General features: G+C 60.0%; 23 protein-coding genes and 1 tRNA gene. 9 read left to right on the top strand and 15 right to left on the bottom strand.

The window, feature by feature from the left end; genetic code table 11:
• Positions 1-198: 198 nt before the first annotated feature.
• The 3 genes from thrS to ACGKZZ_RS10505 all read left to right on the top strand — a co-directional run bounded on the left by thrS (position 199) and on the right by ACGKZZ_RS10505 (position 3,453).
• On the top strand, positions 199-2,178 hold the full coding sequence (thrS, locus tag ACGKZZ_RS10515) for a threonine--tRNA ligase (RefSeq protein ID WP_411223523.1): 1,980 nt from the start codon (positions 199-201) through the stop codon (positions 2,176-2,178).
• A gap of 158 nt (positions 2,179-2,336) precedes the next feature.
• Positions 2,337-2,642, top strand: a complete 306-nt coding sequence (locus ACGKZZ_RS10510; protein WP_411223522.1) for a DUF2282 domain-containing protein — start codon at positions 2,337-2,339, stop codon at positions 2,640-2,642.
• A 70-nt stretch (positions 2,643-2,712) separates the two neighbouring features.
• A complete protein-coding gene (locus ACGKZZ_RS10505) occupies positions 2,713-3,453 on the top strand; it encodes a YgfZ/GcvT domain-containing protein (protein WP_411223521.1) in 741 nt (246 codons plus the stop codon).
• Between the two features lie 7 nt (positions 3,454-3,460).
• On the opposite strand, the gene efp is transcribed toward ACGKZZ_RS10505, so the two are convergent.
• Positions 3,461-4,024: an elongation factor P gene (efp, locus tag ACGKZZ_RS10500; protein WP_411223520.1), complete on the bottom strand. Its 564-nt coding sequence runs from the start codon at positions 4,022-4,024 to the stop codon at positions 3,461-3,463.
• 214 nt (positions 4,025-4,238) lie between these two features.
• Between efp and ACGKZZ_RS10495 the strand changes: the two genes are divergently transcribed.
• A complete protein-coding gene (locus ACGKZZ_RS10495) occupies positions 4,239-4,562 on the top strand; it encodes a DUF6280 family protein (RefSeq protein ID WP_411223519.1) in 324 nt (107 codons plus the stop codon).
• Between the two features lie 100 nt (positions 4,563-4,662).
• On the opposite strand, the gene ACGKZZ_RS10490 is transcribed toward ACGKZZ_RS10495, so the two are convergent.
• The 3 genes from ACGKZZ_RS10490 to ACGKZZ_RS10480 all read right to left on the bottom strand — a co-directional run bounded on the left by ACGKZZ_RS10490 (position 4,663) and on the right by ACGKZZ_RS10480 (position 7,943).
• Positions 4,663-5,757: a hypothetical protein gene (locus tag ACGKZZ_RS10490; protein ID WP_411223518.1), complete on the bottom strand. Its 1,095-nt coding sequence runs from the start codon at positions 5,755-5,757 to the stop codon at positions 4,663-4,665.
• Between the two features lie 69 nt (positions 5,758-5,826).
• Positions 5,827-7,236, bottom strand: a complete 1,410-nt coding sequence (locus ACGKZZ_RS10485; protein ID WP_411223517.1) for a TolC family outer membrane protein — start codon at positions 7,234-7,236, stop codon at positions 5,827-5,829.
• 53 nt (positions 7,237-7,289) lie between these two features.
• A complete protein-coding gene (locus tag ACGKZZ_RS10480) occupies positions 7,290-7,943 on the bottom strand; it encodes a protein-L-isoaspartate O-methyltransferase family protein (protein ID WP_411223516.1) in 654 nt (217 codons plus the stop codon).
• Between the two features lie 218 nt (positions 7,944-8,161).
• On the opposite strand from ACGKZZ_RS10480, the gene ACGKZZ_RS10475 reads away from it, so the two are divergent.
• Entirely contained in the window at positions 8,162-8,947 is a 786-nt protein-coding gene (locus ACGKZZ_RS10475; protein WP_411223515.1) for a VOC family protein, read from the top strand.
• 29 nt (positions 8,948-8,976) lie between these two features.
• On the opposite strand, the gene rnk is transcribed toward ACGKZZ_RS10475, so the two are convergent.
• Complete coding sequence (rnk, locus tag ACGKZZ_RS10470) at positions 8,977-9,420, bottom strand: nucleoside diphosphate kinase regulator (RefSeq protein ID WP_411223514.1); 444 nt, start codon at positions 9,418-9,420, stop codon at positions 8,977-8,979.
• 47 nt (positions 9,421-9,467) lie between these two features.
• On the bottom strand, positions 9,468-9,917 hold the full coding sequence (locus ACGKZZ_RS10465) for a hypothetical protein (protein ID WP_411223513.1): 450 nt from the start codon (positions 9,915-9,917) through the stop codon (positions 9,468-9,470).
• A gap of 580 nt (positions 9,918-10,497) precedes the next feature.
• Between ACGKZZ_RS10465 and ACGKZZ_RS10460 the strand changes: the two genes are divergently transcribed.
• The 3 genes from ACGKZZ_RS10460 to ACGKZZ_RS10450 all read left to right on the top strand — a co-directional run bounded on the left by ACGKZZ_RS10460 (position 10,498) and on the right by ACGKZZ_RS10450 (position 12,076).
• Complete coding sequence (locus tag ACGKZZ_RS10460) at positions 10,498-10,803, top strand: DUF1127 domain-containing protein (RefSeq protein ID WP_411223512.1); 306 nt, start codon at positions 10,498-10,500, stop codon at positions 10,801-10,803.
• Positions 10,804-10,890: 87 nt separating this feature from the next.
• Positions 10,891-11,172, top strand: a complete 282-nt coding sequence (locus ACGKZZ_RS10455) for a hypothetical protein (protein WP_411223511.1) — start codon at positions 10,891-10,893, stop codon at positions 11,170-11,172.
• A 19-nt stretch (positions 11,173-11,191) separates the two neighbouring features.
• Positions 11,192-12,076, top strand: coding sequence for a universal stress protein (locus ACGKZZ_RS10450; RefSeq protein ID WP_411223510.1), 885 nt, complete (start codon positions 11,192-11,194; stop codon positions 12,074-12,076).
• On the opposite strand, the gene mgtE is transcribed toward ACGKZZ_RS10450, so the two are convergent.
• Complete coding sequence (mgtE, locus tag ACGKZZ_RS10445) at positions 12,071-13,414, bottom strand: magnesium transporter (protein WP_411223509.1); 1,344 nt, start codon at positions 13,412-13,414, stop codon at positions 12,071-12,073. The genes ACGKZZ_RS10450 and mgtE overlap by 6 nt on opposite strands.
• Before the next feature lie 318 nt (positions 13,415-13,732).
• Here mgtE and ACGKZZ_RS10440 point away from each other — a divergent pair.
• A tRNA-Cys gene (locus tag ACGKZZ_RS10440) sits at positions 13,733-13,806 on the top strand.
• Between the two features lie 281 nt (positions 13,807-14,087).
• Here the strand turns inward: ACGKZZ_RS10440 and arsC are convergent.
• The 8 genes from arsC to ACGKZZ_RS10400 form a co-directional block, all read right to left on the bottom strand.
• Positions 14,088-14,510 carry an arsenate reductase (glutaredoxin) gene (gene arsC, locus ACGKZZ_RS10435; RefSeq protein WP_411223508.1) on the bottom strand — a complete coding sequence of 141 codons (423 nt, stop codon included), beginning with the start codon at positions 14,508-14,510 and terminating at the stop codon, positions 14,088-14,090.
• Positions 14,507-15,574: an ACR3 family arsenite efflux transporter gene (gene arsB / locus ACGKZZ_RS10430; protein ID WP_411223507.1), complete on the bottom strand. Its 1,068-nt coding sequence runs from the start codon at positions 15,572-15,574 to the stop codon at positions 14,507-14,509. The genes arsC and arsB overlap by 4 nt, the downstream gene beginning before the upstream one ends.
• Positions 15,575-15,608: 34 nt before the next feature.
• Entirely contained in the window at positions 15,609-15,941 is a 333-nt protein-coding gene (locus ACGKZZ_RS10425) for an ArsR/SmtB family transcription factor (RefSeq protein ID WP_411223506.1), read from the bottom strand.
• 219 nt (positions 15,942-16,160) lie between these two features.
• Positions 16,161-16,346, bottom strand: a complete 186-nt coding sequence (locus ACGKZZ_RS10420) for a hypothetical protein (protein ID WP_411223505.1) — start codon at positions 16,344-16,346, stop codon at positions 16,161-16,163.
• Between the two features lie 54 nt (positions 16,347-16,400).
• Positions 16,401-16,865 (bottom strand): host attachment protein, encoded by a 465-nt coding sequence (locus tag ACGKZZ_RS10415; RefSeq protein WP_411223504.1) that lies wholly within the window; start codon positions 16,863-16,865, stop codon positions 16,401-16,403.
• Positions 16,855-17,067, bottom strand: coding sequence for a hypothetical protein (locus tag ACGKZZ_RS10410; protein WP_411223503.1), 213 nt, complete (start codon positions 17,065-17,067; stop codon positions 16,855-16,857). Before ACGKZZ_RS10410 ends, ACGKZZ_RS10415 begins: the two co-directional genes overlap by 11 nt.
• Positions 17,060-17,491: a DUF4112 domain-containing protein gene (locus ACGKZZ_RS10405; RefSeq protein ID WP_411223502.1), complete on the bottom strand. Its 432-nt coding sequence runs from the start codon at positions 17,489-17,491 to the stop codon at positions 17,060-17,062. Before ACGKZZ_RS10405 ends, ACGKZZ_RS10410 begins: the two co-directional genes overlap by 8 nt.
• A gap of 25 nt (positions 17,492-17,516) precedes the next feature.
• A complete protein-coding gene (locus ACGKZZ_RS10400; protein ID WP_411223501.1) occupies positions 17,517-18,479 on the bottom strand; it encodes a YihY/virulence factor BrkB family protein in 963 nt (320 codons plus the stop codon).
• Between the last annotated feature and the right edge of the window lie 24 nt (positions 18,480-18,503).

Below are 18,503 nucleotides of genomic sequence, written 5' to 3'. Positions count from 1 at the left end.
GTGCTGGTAGATTCAACTCTCCGCAAACGCGCGATTGTGCTGAATGGCATATTGGGTTCGGGGTATTTACCTAGCACACCAAGCCTATCGCGCCACCGCATCTTGACGCTGCTTTGCAGCACTGCCAAAAGCGCGTCTATCACACATAACCCGCAACCGGGCGTTCCGTGGGCGCCAAACTGACGAGGAGCATCGGCCATGAGCCAGATTTCCCTGACCTTCCCCGACGGCACTGCGCGCGAGTATGACGCAGGCGTCACCCCTGCCGATGTCGCAGCGAGTATTTCCAAATCGTTGTCCAAGAAGGCAATTTCAGCCACCGTGAATGGCACGCATCACGATCTGCAGTGGCCGATCGCCCATGATGCGCAGATTGCCATCAACACCATGTCGGACGATGAGCCGGCGCTGGAACTGATCCGTCACGATCTTGCACATATCATGGCGCGGGCGGTGCAGGAAATCTGGCCTGATGTCAAAGTCACCATCGGACCGGTGCGCGACAATGGTTGGTTTTACGATTTCGACCGCAAGGAACCGTTCACGCCCGAAGACCTCGGCGCTATCGAAAAGCGGATGAAAGAGATCATCAACGCGCGCGACGACGTGCGCACGGAGCTTTGGTCACGCGAAAAAGTGCGCCAGCACTACACCGACAATAACGAGCCCTTCAAGGTCGAGATCCTCGACCGGATTCCGGAGGGCGAAGACATTCGCATGTATTGGCACGGCGATTGGATGGATCTGTGTCGCGGGCCGCATCTTGCCCATACCGGACAGGTGCCGGCCGATGCCTTCAAACTGATGAACGTCAGCGCCGCTTATTTCCTTGGCGACAACACCCGCCCGATGCTGCAACGGATCTATGGCGTGGCGTTCAAGAACCGCGATGACCTGAAGAAATACCTGACCTTCCTCGAAGAAGCGGAAAAGCGCGATCATCGCCGCCTTGGGCGCGAGATGGACCTGTTCCACATGCAGGAAGAAGCCCCCGGTCAGGTGTTCTGGCACCCGAACGGCTGGACGATCTACACGCTGCTTCAGGACTACATGCGCCGCAAGCAGCGCGCCGGTGGCTATCAAGAGATCAACACGCCGCAGGTGGTGGACCGAAAGCTGTGGGAAGCGTCGGGCCATTGGGAGAAATACCAGCACCATATGTTCATCGTCGAGGTGGACGAAAGCCGCGACGGCGAGACCGACGATGCGAGCGCGAAGAACAAGGACCAGACCCGCATCAACGCGCTCAAGCCGATGAATTGCCCGTGCCATGTGCAGGTGTTCAACCAGGGTCTGAAATCCTATCGCGACCTGCCGCTGCGGCTGGCCGAATTCGGCTCCTGCGCGCGATTCGAGCCGTCGGGCGCGCTGCACGGCATCATGCGCGTGCGCGGCTTTACGCAGGACGACGCGCATATCTTCTGCACCGAGGACCAGATTCAGGAGGAATGCGCCCGCTTCATCGACTTCCTTGCCAATGTCTACAAGGAACTCGGGTTTGACGATTTCGAGATCCGTTTCGCCACTCGCCCCGAAAAGCGCGTCGGCTCTGACGAAAGCTGGGATCACGTAGAAGGCGCGCTGGAGAACGCGATCAAGGCGGTGGGGCGCGAGTATGTGCTGGAGCCGGGCGACGGGGCATTCTACGGCCCGAAGCTCGATTTCTACCTGACCGACGCAATCGGCCGGGTCTGGCAATGCGGCACGTTCCAGGTCGATCCGAACCTGCCGGAACGGCTTGGCGCGAACTATATCGGTGCCGATGGCGACCGGCATCGCCCCTACATGCTGCACCGTGCCTGTCTGGGTTCTTTCGAGCGCTTCATCGGCATCCTGATCGAGAACTGGGAAGGCAAACTACCGTTCTGGCTGGCCCCGCGTCAGGTTGTCGTGGCCTCTATCGTGTCGGAAGCGGATGCGTATGTGCACGAGGTCGTTGCCGCGCTTCAGGCCGAGGGCGTGCGGGCCGAAGCCGACATTCGCAACGAAAAGATCAACTACAAGGTGCGCGAACACAGTCTTGGCAAGGTGCCGGTGATTTTGGCCATCGGCCACCGCGAGGTCGAGGATAAAACCGTGACCGTGCGCCGCCTTGGCGAAAAGCAGACATCTGTGATCTCGCTGGACGAAATTGTTGAATCGCTGGCGCGCGACGCAACACCACCTGATCTCGTCTAATCAGGTAATCAGGGTAAATCCCGAACAGTGGGGCCGTTCTTTTGCAGGAGCGGCCCCGTTGCGTTCACACGCTTGTGTGACTGGCGCAGCGCGCGATAACAGGCGATAATATGCCGTCGGTGGCATTTCGCTGTCGACTGTTCCCTGGGATTGTCCAAATGTCGCGCATCACTCATTCCGCAACCTTGATTGGCATCATTGCCGCCGCCTTGTATCTCCAGACGTCGCCGGTCTCTGCACAGGCGAAAGAAAAGTGCTATGGCGTCGCAAAGGCGGGGCAGAATGACGGCATGAGCGAGCCGGAAAAGAACACGGCAGGCACCTCGAAGGTGGATTATCAGGGCAATGCCTGGACACTGGTGGACGCGGACACCTGCAAGACGATCAGCCTGCCGTCGCGCCCGGATGGAACGCCGCGCCAAGGCGCGCTTGAACCGCTGGAGCGCGACCGTCCAGAGAATTGAGACACGCAGGCCCTTGTAGCCTGGTGACAGGTTGTTACCTCTTGAGTGATCCCCGTCACACGAGGCCAGAATGACAGACCGCACCATCTTCCGCTTGAGCGGCGCTGACACACATGACTTCTTGCAAGGGCTTGTGACAAACGATGTCGCCAAGCTTGAGCAGGGGTTGGTCTATGCCGCGATGCTGACACCGCAAGGCAAGTATCGGGCCGATTTCTTTCTTGTCCCGGATGGCGACGACGTGCTGCTGGATGTCGCGACGCCGCTGGCGCCAGGTCTGAAGCAGGCACTGATGATGTACAAGCTGCGCTCATCCGTCGATATCGAGGAGACGGATCGCCGTGTCACGCGCGGACTTGGCGATGCTCCGGACGGCGCGTTTGCCGATCCGCGCGACCCATCGTTGGGCTGGCGCGGTTATGACGGCCAAGCGGGCGACGATGACGTTGACTGGACGGCTCTGCGGGTCGCGGCCGCGATCCCGGAAAGCGACGTGGAACTGACCGCCGACAGCTTTATCCTAGAGATGGATTTCGAACGTCTGAACGGCGTGGATTTCCGCAAAGGTTGTTATGTCGGGCAAGAGGTGACCGCCCGTATGAAGCACAAGACCGAATTGCGCAAAGGGCTTGCACAAGTGACGGTCTCGGCCCCCGTCCCTGTCGGAACCGAGATTCTGGCGGGCGAAAAACCCGCCGGAACGCTTTATAGCCAGTCAGGTGGCAAGGGATTGGCGTATTTGCGCTTTGATCGCGCCAGCGGTGCCATGACGGCTGATGACGCGACTGTGGCGCGCGTCGAGCCAAGCTGACGCCGGATCAGGCGCGTTCGGAATAATCCATCGTCTCGGTGTTGACGACGATCAATTCGTCCTGTCCGACAAAGGGCGGCACCATGACCTTGACGCCGTTGTCCAGGATCGCCGGCTTGAAGCTGTTGGCGGCGGTCTGACCTTTGACGACCGGCTCGGTTTCCTCGATCTTGCAGGTGACTTTCTGCGGCAGTGTCGCGTTCAACGCCTCGGCTTCGTGAAATTCCACAACGATGGTCATGCCATCCTGAAGAAACGGGCGACGTTCACCCAGGATATCGGCGGGCAGTTCAACCTGATCGTAGGTTTCGGTATCCATGAACACCAGCATCCCGTCGGTCTCGTAGAGAAACTGCATGTCCTTCTGCTCAAGGCGCACGCGCTCGACCTTGTCGGCGGACCGGAAGCGCTCGTTGAGTTTGGACCCGTTGCGCAGGTTCTTCATCTCGACCTGGGCAAAGGCCCCGCCCTTGCCGGGCTTGACATGGTCGACCTTGACGGCAGCCCACAGACCGCCGTTATGTTCCAGCACGTTTCCGGGGCGAATTTCGTTACCGTTGATTTTGGGCATGGCTAAACTTTGATAAAAGGTTGATCGAACTTTGGCAGACCCTATATATGGGCGATGAGAGCCTGTCCAGACGACCAGATATCGTGGCGCAATCGCGAAGAGCTATGCGCCAGACGCATAGATGTTATGCGAATATAGGGTATCCGAATCGACTGAAATACGCCATAACAAGCCTCAAGCCGGAAACACAAGAGCAATAATCACAGGACGGATCATGAAGGATTTCGTTGACGGTACCGCCTTCAACGCTGAGCAAGGTAATCGCGCCCGCAAACTGTTTGCGGCTGTGGTTCTTGCGGCATTGGATGACGCAATTGCGGATGACAAGAAATATGGCAACGGGCCGGAACAGATCGCCCGTTGGGCGCGGTCGCGTGACGGCCGCGAGGTGCTGAGCTGCGCCGGGATCGACCCCAACGAGCGGGTTGTGTCTGGCCTGATGGAATTTGTGGGCAAAGGTGTTCGCACCTCTGTCGCCCTGTCGCGTGAAGAGAGCGAGCGTCGCAACGCTGCCGCTCTACAGGCAGAAGCCGCTTAATAAACCCTTGAAATTGCAAAGAACGCGCCTGTCTTATGGCGCGTTCTTTGCGTTTTGGAGTGGCCCTTTTGCGTGCTTGGATGCTGGTCGCCGCAGCTTGTCAATCAAGCTCCTGAGCGATCAACATGCGGTGGATCTCGCGCCGCACCAGTTTGCGAACGTTGCGGGTGATCCGCTCGCCCAATGCGCCCTGAAGCTCTTGGCGAACGATATCGACAACCATTTCGCGCAGAAGTGCCTCGTCTATTTCTGTCAGTGCCAGGTCTTCACTCACATCGTCGGCGGGCGGCGCGCTGATCTCAGCGGGTTCCTCGTCAGCGCTGTCTGGCAGGTCGGCATCCGGGGCCGGCCATGCACTCTCGGAGCGCAAGACGTTCGAGCGTTCGTTGCCCGTTTCAAAGGAATTGTCATCGTCCCGGACTTCGATAAACGGGGCCGGTTCAGACCAGTTCATCGCCTCCGCCTGCCCTGCCAGTTCCGTTCTGCCAGAGGTTTCCGGGTCTTCTTCAAACTCTTGGGTATCGCGCGCGACCAGCCGCCCCAGGGCGGCAACCTTCTCTTCGAGTGAGAGCGTTGCCGCCGTGCCTTCTGATGCTACCTCCTCGGCCTCGTCAACCGAGACGAATTCCTGTGCTTGCTCGTCACTTTCGGAATCCTGCGTCAGTTGATCGTCACCAAAGCCGAGGTCATCCCATGCTGTATCGTCATCGTCATGCACGAGGGCGGCGCGGTCGGACAGTGATTGGAATGCATCGTTCGGCGACGTCAACGCGGCCGAGACTTCATCTTCGATCAGGCGGCTTAGTTCCGACTGTCTTGCGGAATACGCATGCGTGTCGTCCGAAACATCCTGTTCGGCAACGCCAAGGTGGTCGTCATTCGCGCCGTCGGCGTCGGGGAAAGCACCTTCGACATCGCCAAAATCGGAAAGCCGCGCTGTTCCGGGAATTTCTTCGATCGGCTTGTTCAGAACCGTGTCGCGCGGTGGAGGGTCGACTGGTTGCGTCAGCAAGACCGGATCCGGCGCTTTGACCGGCACCGGGTCGTCCACACGTTGCGCCGGGGTCAGAACCAGACGCTCTGGCTCAGGCGCAGGTTTGCGCGGGGCCGGAGCGGAGCGCGATTCCTCGGCCACAAGCTTGCGGATCGACGATAGAACGTCTTCGATTTCCACGTTTGTCACGGGATCAGACATGGTTCACCACTGCTACCTCGCCCATAGCGTAACCCGCGGCAGCAATTCGCACAACAGATAGGAAAAAACTTAGTTATTTCCTAGGGCCTTGAGAACACGATCCAGTTGTTCGCCCTGTCTTGAGATGCTTGAGGGGCTGTCCTTAACCAGATTGTAATAGGTCGCCGGATCATACTGCTGCACGTTCAGGTTCAGGTCACCCGCCGTCAACTGCCCCAATGAGGACAAGACCCTGTACGCCGCGATCGCCTCTTCGACCTGAGCCGATATGCGGGCCGACCGTGCGTCCAGCAATTCCTGCTCGGCGTTCAGCACGTCAAGGGTGGTGCGCGCACCCAGGGCCGCCTCTTCGCGGATTCCCCGGAACGCCACCGTTGCTGCCCGGATCTGCTCGTCGGTCGAAACCAGGCTGGCGCGCGCGATGCGCAGTTGGGAATAGGCAACCCCGACGGTTTGCGCGATCTGATCAATGGTTTGGTGCAACACGCCCCGAGACGCATCGCGGTTCGCCATCGCCTGACGGACGAGCGAGGGCAGCCGCCCCCCCTGATAGATCGGTCCGCCAGCTTCGATACCGATGGAGCCGCCGCGGGTGAATCTATCGGAATCGATTCCTTCGGTCACCGACAGGCGGCCAGCCATTCGAACCGTCGGCTTCATCGCGGCCTCGGCGCGCAGGATATTCAATTCGGCCGCGGCGACCTGATGCTGCACGGATTTGATCTGTGGATGTCCGCGCAAGGCGATGCTTTTCGCGGTTTCGATAGAATTGGGCAAATTCGGCAAGCTGCGTGGCGGTTCGAGGTTGCCAGGCATCCGTCCGACCACGGCGAGATATTGCTCGCGCGCAATGGTCAGCGCACCTTGGGCCGTCGCAAGCTGGCTGCGAGCGGCAGCAAGACGCGCTTCGGCCAGAGAGGTGTCGGTGCGAGTGACTTCGCCGACCTCAAATCGCTCTTGCGCAGCGCGCAGTTGTTGCGTGATCAGGCGCACGTTGTTTTGGCGCAGCGCCACGTTTTCAAGCGCGCGGCGCACTTCCATGAACGCTTCGACCGCCGAGAAAAGCACTTGCTGTTCCACGCTGACCAGCTGTTGCCGCGTCGCCAGCACAGCCTCTTTGGCGGTGCTGATCGCCAGCGTGTTCTGGCCGTTGTCAAACAACGTGAGTTCCGCGATCAGGTTGGCGGACATCGTGTTGGAGACCGTCGGCACGATATTTCCGGCGGTCGATGAACTGCGGGAAGTTCCGAACTGGCGCGTCGCGTCGGCCGACCAGTTGATGACGGGTCGAAGCGCGGCGACAGCTTGCGCGACGTCCTCGTCGGCGGCCCGTAATACGGCACGGTTCTGCTCTAGCAATCCGCTGGTGTTGTAGGCGCCGATCATGGCGTCGGCCAACGTTTCTGCCTTGGCGATCGTCGCGCCCATCGCCAGACCGAATGTCAAAGCGATTGCTGTCAAATTCCTGTATTTCGCCATTGCTGCTCTCCTTGAACCTTTACGGTCCATTATTTTTGATGATCTGTCGACACCTATAGCGCAAAAGCGGGCTGTGTGGCGAAACCGGGCAACACTGGGGCCGAGGCGTTGAACGAGTACCGCCAGGACATCACGCCGTCGATCTTGTAGCCGATGCGCGCGACGCCAAGCGCGCCTTCCATGAACAGACAGCCAATGCGACCGCCTTCCTTGATCTGGTCGATCAGGGCATCGGGGAGATCGGCAACGCCTCCCTGGATGACAATGACATCAAAGGGGCCGTTTTTCGCATCGCCTTCGCTCAGCGGGCCGGTGTGCACGGCCACGTTATCCGCGCCCTGCTCGGACAGCAGGGTTTGGGCTTCGGCCGCCATGTCTTCGTCTTCTTCGACCGCGATCACCGCTTCGGCCAGCCGCGCGATCACCGCAGAGGAATAGCCGTACCCTGCCCCGATATCGAGCACCAGCTCGTTGCGTTGAATGTTGAGGCCGTCCAGCAGCTTGGACAAGGTGCGCGGCTCGAGCACGACGCGCCCGGGCGCGAGCGGGATGTTTTCGCTGACATACGCCGCTTCGATTTGATCGGAGGGGACAAACAGCTCTCGCTTCACCGAGAGCATCGCTTCGATGATCGGAAATTTGGTCACATCCGAGGGCCGCACCTGGGTGTCGACCATCATATTTCGGCGGGCTGCAAAATCGATCATGTCCAAAACTCGTTCGTCCAGTTGGTTTGGTGGACTTCTGCCATAGCCGTGACCTTTCAGCAATGCGCAGAACGCGTGAAATAGCGTCACAGGCGTCCGGCATCTGTCCACCGCTGGCGGCAAGCGTATTGCAGGGTTGAAGAATCTCGACCGGACCGGAGCAATCGTCTGGTACACTACGTCCGACTGCTGTTTTCGGAATCCAAGGAGGAACAACCATGACGATCCGCGAAGGAACGCCGATCTGGTATGAATTGATGACCAACGCACCGGACGTGGCAGAGGAGTTTTACGCCGCGATCATGGGCTGGTCTTGCGACATCACGCAGACCGCGGATGGACGGGACTACCGGCTTTGCACCGCGCAGGACGGCGATACGGTAAGCGGGATCATGCAGATCCCCGAAGGTGCGCCGTTCGATCCGGTGTGGTCGGTCTATTTCGCGGTGGCGGACGTGGATGCCGCGGTCGACAAGCTGAAATTGCTTGGCGGCGCGGTGCACATGGAGCCGCAGGACATTCCCGGCGTCGGGCGTTTTGCCTTCGTCACCGACCCGCAAGGCGCACATTTTTATCTGATGCGCGGCGACAGCGACGACATGAGCCGTGCATTCTCGACGTCGGCGCAAGGCCATTGCGTGTGGAACGAATTGGTGACGCGAGACCAGACATCGGCGCTCGAGTTTTACAGCGCCCTGTTTGGATGGGAGAAAACCGGCAGCATGCCGATGGACGATGCCGGCCCCTACACGTTCCTGCGAAGCGGTGAATTGGATTTCGGGGCTGTCATGAATGCCAAGGACAAGGACGCCACGCCGTTCTGGAACTTTGCGTTTCAGGTTGCGGATATCGACGTGGCAAAATCTGCGGTGGAAGCGACTGGTGGAACCGTGAAATACGGCCCGTTCGAGTTGCCGGACAATTCAGGCTGGATGATCGGCGCTGACGACCCGCAAGGCGCCGGGCTCATGCTGACGGGCCCGAGCAACGGTGGGGCGGCGTAGCGCCCCTCCGGTTTTCGCAGGACGCGGGCTTAGCTCTCGTCATCCGCGCCAGGATGCTCGACGCGGATGATTTTGAGAGTCCGGCGCTGATCGGTCCGGGTGTCCCAGTAAAAGCTGGCACCTTCGCTCAGACCCAGAAGCGCAACGCCGATGGGCGTCATCACCGAAACTCGCATTCGCGCGATATCGGCGTCTTCGGGATAGACGAGTATGACGGATTTCTCCTGACCGGTTGCTTCGTCCTGATAGGTCACGGTGCTTCCCATCGTGACGACATCTTTCGGCACCTTGGCAGGTGCAACGATACGGGCGCGCCCGATTTCGTCGAACAGGCGGTCCGCCAAGGCGGGGTTGCGCTTCATCATGCCTTCGGCCAGCCCTTCGAGATGGGCAAGATCGTCGGCATTGATGATCACCTTGGGATGCCGTTTGGACGGCTTCTTCGCGGTGGAAACGGGTGTTGTGGATGGCATTTCATAGCCTCCTTGAAGGGGAAAGGAATTCGGTTCGGCGGTGGTGTCTAGACGGGTTGGCCGGCATCGAGCACTTTGACCCGACCGATGCTGCCATCCTCGCGCAACAGTGGCGCGTGATGACCGGCTCGCATCCCAATCAGCGCCGCCCCGAGCAATGATGCAACCGGAATGACGCCGCTGGCCATGCCCGCACGCGCGTTGTGGACCAGCAGACCAGATTGCGCGACCCCGTCATCAATCGAATAGGTGACGTGGCATCCGCCGACCACGACCGACGTGTCCGGCGCGCCTGAAACGGGCTCGGTCGTCATCAGCTTGTGGGACAACACATGCGCCAACAGCGCCGACGACGGCCGCAGGGCGGCTTCGCAGTCCGCAAGATGGTCTCGCAGCTTGGCATAATCTGACTCGGGTAGAAACGTGGTCGGCATCCGAAGCTCCCTGATGTCGGGAAACGTATGCGGGTGGCTATGGCCGGATTGCAGGGTGTTCATGACGCTATCTCCTCAGGCGAAGGTTCGCCGCGTACGGGTTGTGACAAAGTGAGGAGCCCCGGAACGTACGAAGGCGCAAACGCGCCTATACCGCCCGGGGAAACGGGCGGTTCAGCAAGCGAAATCCAAAATGATCTGCGTGAACCTTCATGCCAATAAGCTAGGCACGGTGCGACACCAAGTCAATCCTGATCGCAGGTTCTGACCGCTATACCCCCTGCATCGGTCAAACTTGCGCCAAATACCTGAAAAGTAGGCGCTTTTGCGCCGAAAAGTTCGGTTTCGGCCACGCTCGATTGAAAGCTCGGGCGATCCGGTCCATATAGTGAGCATGACAAAGTTCAGCTTCCATATGAGGGTCCTGCGCATCGCAGGATATCTACTGAACCGCGGGTAACCCCGGGCGGGGATGCCGGCTCGCGCCGCATCACGCCTCGGGGTTCTACCAGATCCACCTGATCTGATCGAGTTGACAGAGACACAAGCTTTATTGGCAGGTTGGAGCGTTTGTCACACGCCCTCCGCCTCTGCTCGCCGGTCTTCTGTCGTGGCTTCAGTATTTCTTCGCTTGGAGGATGATATGCATCCCTTTCTGTCTCACCGAAACTACTTCAGAAACCCTGCCGCAATCACCGGTGGCAGCTCCGACTACATGCCCGCTCAGGCCGGCTTCTTGCGACGCTGGACCCGGTCGTCCTTCCGCAATTGGAAACGACGCAAGATGATCGCCGCCTTGCAGGGCATGAACGATCACATGCTGCGCGATATCGGCATCAACCGTCACGAGATCACGCAGATCGTTGACAGTTTCGATGATCGCGAGCTCCGCATGCGGCCGGTCGCCGAAACCGCAGCGCCCGCGCCGACCATCGGGCTCGCCGCCTAAACCGCGCTTCGGCATTCAGCCGTCCGCGCCGCCTCAACGTTGGCCGCGCGGACACCCCTGACCACTCTCCATCGAAAGGACACTCCAATGATGATCTCCAAAGCCGATCTGGACGAGCTTTTCCCGGCCTATCTCAATAAATCCAAGCGGTCGAAACATTCCGATCCGAGCCAAAGCAGCCTCTCGCGCTGGAAGGACGATGGCGGGATGGTTCTGCCCTCGCCCTCCGATAGCGACGAGTCGCCCGAGGCTGATGGCAATCGGGCAGCGGCAAAGTCGAGCTACGGCTTGACGGCGCTTCCGGCAATGGTCTTCTATGCGTCTGCGTGGTCGATGCTGTCGGGTTTTGGGCGCGCGTCCGGCGCGTAACTCGTCAAAAGGCCAGCCCATGCCCCACCCTCTCGTCATCGCCGCGATTGGCCAGCTTCCTCACGACGACGCGGTCCTGATCCGCGCGCATGAGGTTGCGCAAGCCTGTCGCGGCAAGCTCGGGATCGTGCATGTGCTTGATCTGCCCGGCAGTGATGCGGATCTCAACGACCCCTCGAGCCTTCTGGGACGAACGGCGCAGACGGCGCGCGACACGATCAAGTCGGCGCTCGCGAGCCACGACATTACCCGTGAAGAAATCGAGATCCGGATCATGGCTGGCGCGCACGCTTTGCAATTGATCGCGCTGTGCGAGGAACGTTCGCCCGATCTTGTGGTCATGCGCGCCCATCAGCGAACCGATATCGCGGACAAGCTGCTTGGCTCGACGACGGAACGCCTGATTGCGGCGGACAAATCGCCGGTTCTGGTGGTCAAGACGCCGGCGGATGCGCCTTACATGCGTGTAACGCTCGCCACGAACGGCAGCGATCAGGCGACTGATGCGGTGACTTGCGTGAAAGCCTTTTTCCCGCACGCGCAGTTGAAACTGGTGCAGGTGGTGCAGATTCCGCCTCAACTCGAAGAGGCGATGCTGCGCGTCGGAACCACGCAATCAGGTCTTGCCGAACAGCGCGACGAACTTGCCCGAACTGCCGACGCTCACCTGTCCGTGCTGGCCGAAACCGCAGGACTGAACGTCGCGACGCAAGTTCTGCACGGCGATCCTGCAAACGTGCTCGCCAGCCTGTGCCGCGGTGCGAATGTCGATTTGTTGGCGCTTGGCCGGGGGCGATCGGGTCTGATCCGTCGGGCGTTTATCGGCAGTGTCTCAAGACGTCTGTTGCGAGAGGCGGCCTGCGATGTCCTGATCTGCGGCCAAGCCCCCGGTGCCACGTCATAACGATAACACAAGTGTCGCAATCGAAAAATAGATCACCACGCCGACCGCATCCGAAATCGTCGTGACAAGCGGGCCGCTTGCAGTGGCCGGATCAAGCTTCATCCGACTGAGCAGGAACGGCAAGGACATGCCGACAAGGCTGCCGATCATCACCACCAGAACCATTGTCATTCCCACCACAAACGCAATCTCGGGCCCACCGCGCCACAGACCGAGCGGAAACACCACCAGCGCCATCGTCGCGCCCAGCGCCGCCGCAATTGCCAGTTCGCGCAGGATCAAATCGCGCCAGTCCTTCAAAGCCACATCGCCCGTGGCAATCGCCCGGACCATCAACGTGGCCGATTGCGCACCGGCGTTGCCACTGCTGTCGATCAACAACGGCAGGAAAAACACCAGCGACACATACGCCAGTATGGTCTCTTCGAAATAGGCGATGCCCGCGCCGGAAAACAGGTTTCCGAACACCAACAGCGCCAGCCACACGATCCGCTTTGAATACAGCACCCCGATCCCGGCGTCGCGCACGCTTTGCGAAAACGGCAGCACGGTCGAGATCTTCTGAAAATCCTCGGTCGTCTCGGCCTGCATCGCGTCTGCGGCATCGTCATGCGTTACGATTCCGAGCAACTGGCCCCGATCATCCACCACCGGCAACGCCAGAAGGTCATAGCGCGCGATCATCCGCGCAACGTCTTCACGATCCGTATCCTGCGAGACGGCAACCGGATCGGCGTCCATGAGGTCGCGCACCAGAGCCGCATCCGACGCCAGCACCAACTCGTGCAATCGCACCGACCCGATCAGGCGGTGATGGTCGTCCAGTACATAAGAGCGGTAAATCGTTTCCGCGTCAGGAGCCTGACGGCGAAGCTCACCGAGCGCCTGGTCCGCGGTCATGTCTTCGCCAAGCACGGCGAAATCCGAGGTCATGATCGCACCGGCAGTCTCTTCAGCGTAAGCCGACAGATGGGTGATGTCGGCGCGATCGTCACTCGACAGATCGGCCATCAATCGCGCCTGTTCCTGCGGTGTCAGTTCGTTGAAGAGATCGACCCGATCATCCGCATCCATCCCGGTGACGATGGCAACCAGATCGGGTGACGTCAGACTGCGCGCCAGGTTCGCCTGCACCGACAACGGAAGATTCCCGAACACGTCCGCACGACGCGCCAGCGACATCCGCGCCAAGTATGTCCAAAGTTCCGGCTGAGGCAGGTGTTCAAGCCATCCCGCCACATCAATCGCATTTGCCGCAGACAGGAAATGGGCAATCGTCTCGTCAGACGCACCTGGCGCCGGTGAATAGCGCGTCACTCCAGAATTCTGATCTGTCATCGAAAATGTCCTTCGGCGCATATGACGCGCGTTTCGACCGAACATCCCCACCGCAGATGCCCGGCAAGCCCCCAAGCCGTTTCCTCGCGCGGAACTGCTTCTTCTCAGGTCTTTAATTTGGAACCGGTCATCAAACAAGCTGCGCCAGCGTCACCCCGATATCTTCGAGACAGATCAGGAACATCGGAGCCAATGCTCCCCCGTTTCTCATTTAGGTTGATCGTCCGCGACCGGCCTGGCCAGCTCACAGCGTCACCGCCGCCTTCCCCCTTGCGAACCCCCGCGCCATCGTCTAAATCCGAAACACCACAACAACACGGCGAGTTGGCGGAGTGGTGACGCAGCGGATTGCAAATCCGTGTACACCGGTTCGATTCCGGTACTCGCCTCCATTTTTTTCCAATGACTTGGCTGTCCCCTCCCTCTGCGCCAGCGGGAGTGTTCGCAGAATTGCCCTCACGGTGTCGCTTTTTTCGCGTCAAGAGGTCCAGAACCTCGGCGCTTTCTACGGATGGAACGGCGGCTTAGCGCTCAATCACGGCAGTCGCGTAGCTTGCGGCGGGAGTGCGCCGGTCATGAACCAGCCCGTCACATCGTGACATCGAGATTTTCGGGCATTCTTCAAACGTGCGCTACAATTCGGCCTCTGGTTCCCTGCTCTTCCATGTCGACCTCAGCCGACGCGGTTTCCGTCTGCGTCGATCAGGGGCGTGCCGTCCTCTTTCACCATCGGGCCGGAAGGCAGGTGATCGAGTAGATCGAGCACGGTTTCACTCGGGCGGCAGAGTCGGACGCCTTTGGGCGAGCACACGATGGGGCGGTTCACCAAGACGGGATGGTCGAGCATCGCCGCGAGCAGCGTCTCGTCATCCACGGAAGGGTCCAGCAGACCCAATTGCTCTGCCGGAGATTTCGTCGTCCGCAGGGCGGTGCGGGGCGTCAGGTCGGCAGCGGCGAACAATGCGAGGAGCTGCGGGCGGGTCCAACCTGTCTTCAGATACTCGACGACCACCGGCGTCTCGCCCGATGCCGTGATGATTGCCAACACGATGCGCGACGTTCCGCAGTCGGGGTTGTGGTGAATGACGATGCTCACGACGCCGTCCCGTCCTTCGGGAACCAGTGCTGCGTGCGGTTGGCGAAGGCGACCAGTGACAGCATCACCGGCACCTCGACCAGAACCCCGACGACGGTCGCCAGGGCGGCCCCGGAACCGAGCCCGAACAGGCTGATGGCGACGGCCACGGCCAGTTCAAAGAAATTCGACGTACCGATCAGCGCGCAGGGGGCGGCAACGTTGAACGGGATGCCCCATGCCCGCGCCGCGCCATAGGCGACGAAGAATATGCCGTAGGACTGGATCAGCAGTGGCACGGCGATCAGCACGATAACGAGCGGTCTGTCCAGAATGACCTCGCCCTGAAAGGCGAAGAGCAGCACCACCGTCACCAGCAGACCGAGGATCGAAAACGGCTGCACGCGGGATTTGAACGCATCCACTGCGGCATCGCTGCCTGTCGCGACGAGATTGCGCCGCGTCAGATACCCGGCCAACAGCGGCAGCAGGACGTAGAGTCCGACCGACAGCAGCAGCGTATCCCAGGGCACGACGATATCCGTCACGCCCAGCAGGAACGCGACGATGGGCGCGAAGGCGAAGATCATGATGACATCGTTCACGCTGACCTGCACCAGGGTGTAGGTCGCATCGCCCCGCGTGAGGTTTGACCAGACGAACACCATGGCTGTGCAGGGCGCGGCCCCCAACAGGATCACGCCTGCGAGGTAGGCCTGTGCATCGTCGGGAGGGATCAGGCCGGCAAAGACATACTCGAAGAACAGCACGCCGAGGGCGGCCATGGTGAAGGGCTTGACCAGCCAGTTCACCACCAGCGTCACGACCAGCCCCTTTGGCTTGTCGCCCACCTGTCGCAACGCGCCGAAGTCGACGCCGACCATCATCGGATAGACCATCGCCCAGATCAGCACGGCGACAGGCAGGTTGACCGAGGCGACCTCGAGCGAGGCGAGGAAGGAAAAGACGCCGGGGAAAAGATTGCCCAAGAGCAGTCCCGCGCCGATGGCGAGCGCCACCCAGACGGAGAGCCAGCGTTCGAAGGTTCCCAGACCTGCGGTCGCGGAGTTAGATATGTCGGTCATGTCGGGCTTTCAATCTTTGGACCTCAGGGTGCCCCTAGCAGGCACAGGCAAGTTCATTGATGACTGGCTGGCACAATTCGGGACGCCCGCCGCAGCAGTCCTCCATGAGGAAGGCAAGAAGCCCCCGCATCCCTTCCATGTCAGCGAAGTAGCGGATGTTGCGCCCTTCCCGGACGCTGCGGATCAAACCGGAACGCGCCAAGACGCCCAGATTGGCCGACATCGTGTTCTGGCGAACCCCGAGGGCGGTACCGATGTCGCCTGCCGACATGCCACCATCGCCGGCCTTGATAAGCAGGCGGAACACATCAAGCCGGGTAGACTGACCAAGCGCGGCAAAGGCGTCGAGTGCGTGATTCCTATCCATAAATCAAGAATTATTGATATTAAGGATGCAGGTCAAGTCTCTGGTGGAAATGGGTCTACTGAACTCTTGCTGATTAACCAGACTGTCAGCGCAAAACGCTGTAGCAGGTACGGGCCTGAAGCCGGTTGGCGAGGTCGATCATTGCAACCCACCACAGCAGCCAAAGCTGGCGACCCTAGGTTATCGGAACCGGACCCCCACCCTCGCAGCAGTAAGCGCTTACGGAAGGTCTCTTTCTCCGACGTTAACGTCACCGACTTCGGGATCGTTCACGGACGGTCCTGCCCCGTCGACCGAGACCGAGGGCAGTGAACCATCTCGGACACGATCGACGTCAATAATGTAAAAGCCAAAAACGATGGCCACCACAAGCACGAGAGCGGCGACGACATAGGCCGGTTTCATGATGTGATGCTCCTTGCGAACATGATCGATGCCGCGCACATTTCAGGCCGTCAATCAGGCCTTTTCCATCTCGCGGCTGATCAGCATTTCGATCTCGTCCATCGGGTGATTGGTGAGCACTTTTGGAACATCGAGAATGATGCGCTTTGTCACCTCCTGGTGAAGCTCGTCGCGCAGCGCGCTGAGGGCAGGACGGCTGGCGGCGATGATCAAATGCTCAAAGCGCCCGCTGTGGGCATCCTTGTAGAGTTGATCGGCCAGATCCTTGGCAAACCGCTCTTTTTCGAGCTCATGCCAGTCCGTATCCTGAACAGCAGAGCGATGCACACTCGGACCGTCATTGAACCGGCCCGGTCGATTGGCGGCCCAGTCCTGAGCTTGGGGGTTCTCCTGCTCCTCCTTGCCACGCACGACGAGGTTCATGTCAAGCTCGTCACCTTCGTTCACAAGAAACAGAGCCTTTTCGCCATCCGCAATCAAGACCCATGCGCCCTCTGGTACTCCCGATTTACGCGTCATCGCCGCTCTCCTCATCTTCCATGCCTTTGGTGACGCGCGTCGCGCCTGCCGGGCGTTCATTGGCGCGTTTCATCTCGTCCTTGGTTCCAACGGTGCGAGCAAGTCGCCCGCCCGCGCGCCCCTGTTGCGAAACCTCGGTGTCGTCACCGAGCACCTTATCGGTGTCGCGGCTACCATCTTTCGATCTGTGACGTTCAGGCATTGGAAACCTCCATTTTGCTTGCTTTGACAACCTTTTGCTGCATTTCGGCTTTGAGCAGCGCGAGGTTTTTCAGGTTCGATTTGTACGAGGCGTCAAACAGATCACCGACAAGCGGTATGCTCCCGATGACCATGTCGATGCCTGTGTTCACACCCATACGCGCCAGCACCCACTTCCGGGTGCCCATTCGATGCGCGTGCCAGATGAAATAGCCAGCCGGTACAACGGTCGCCACATCCCCGACACCGGGGATCAGTCCGAGAATGGAATCCCACCCGATGCGAAATCCGATGATTGGCACGCGGAAGCGGCTGTCCAGAATGCCGGCCAACCGTTCCAGCTGCGCAAGCCGGTGCGCACTGTCGGCATCAGGTAACGATGTGTGGCTGGTGTCGTGCCGTTCCATCAGGCCCTCGTAATTCACTTAAAGAGCCAACGCCTCGGCAGGGCTAGGGTTCCGTCAAATCTTCTCCCCGGACCGCGCCCAATGTGTCTGCCTTGACGGCGCCGCGCTCGCCCATCGGGCGATCAGCGCCGATGGTACTGTCACGGGCCGTTTGCGCTTCAAGTTCCGCGTCGAGCGACGCACCGATCAGCACCACGAAGGCGGATAGCCAAAGCCACGTCAAAAGCACGATGACACCGCCCAGCGCGCCAAACGTTTCGTTGTAGGAGCCAAACGACTGCACATAGAGGCTGAAGCCATAGCTGCTCGCAACCCATAGCGCACAGGCCAAGACGGCCCCGGGGGTGAGCCAACGCCACTTCGCCGAACGTCTGTCAGGTCCGAACCGATAGAGGATCATGATCCCCACGACACCCATTGCGAACAGGACGGGCCAACGCAGAAACATCACGACGTCGTCAATGATGCCGGCCTCGGCGAAAATGGAGGCAAAGATCGGGATTGCCGCGACGATCAGGATGGTCGCGATCACAACCACGATCAGGCACATCGTCAACACGATGGTCAGGAGCTTGACCTTGAAGAAATTGCGCGTTTCGCGTTCGTCGTAGATGACATTCAGTCCGGCGATGAAATTCGCAACGGCGCGTGACGCGGAATACAGCGTGATCGCAATCGCCAGAACGGCTGTAAAGCTCAGGGTCGAGTTGTCGGCATTCGCCACCGCATTCAGCTGGTCAAGGACGATCTCGGCCGCCGCGTCGGGCAACATGGCCGCAATCTCGGCGCTGTTGGCGACCAACATTCCCGGTTGCAGGAAAACGCCGGCGAACGCCACCGCTGCGGTGATGGCCGGGAAAAGTGACAACAATCCGTAAAACGCAATCCCCGCCGCAATCAAACCGAGGTTTTGCGTCAACTGCTTGTGCCACATGCGAACGACGACATCGAGCAGACCCTTGGCAGGGATTTCGGAAGGATGGTAGGCAGAGCGTCCACGCGGCATGTTCACTGTCTCCTGTGCGCCCGG

It is taken from the genome of Marivita sp. S2033, assembly GCF_046592965.1.
In the GTDB taxonomy this organism is placed as follows: Bacteria; Pseudomonadota; Alphaproteobacteria; order Rhodobacterales; family Rhodobacteraceae; genus Marivita.
This window is presented reverse-complemented; position numbering and strand designations above follow the sequence as displayed.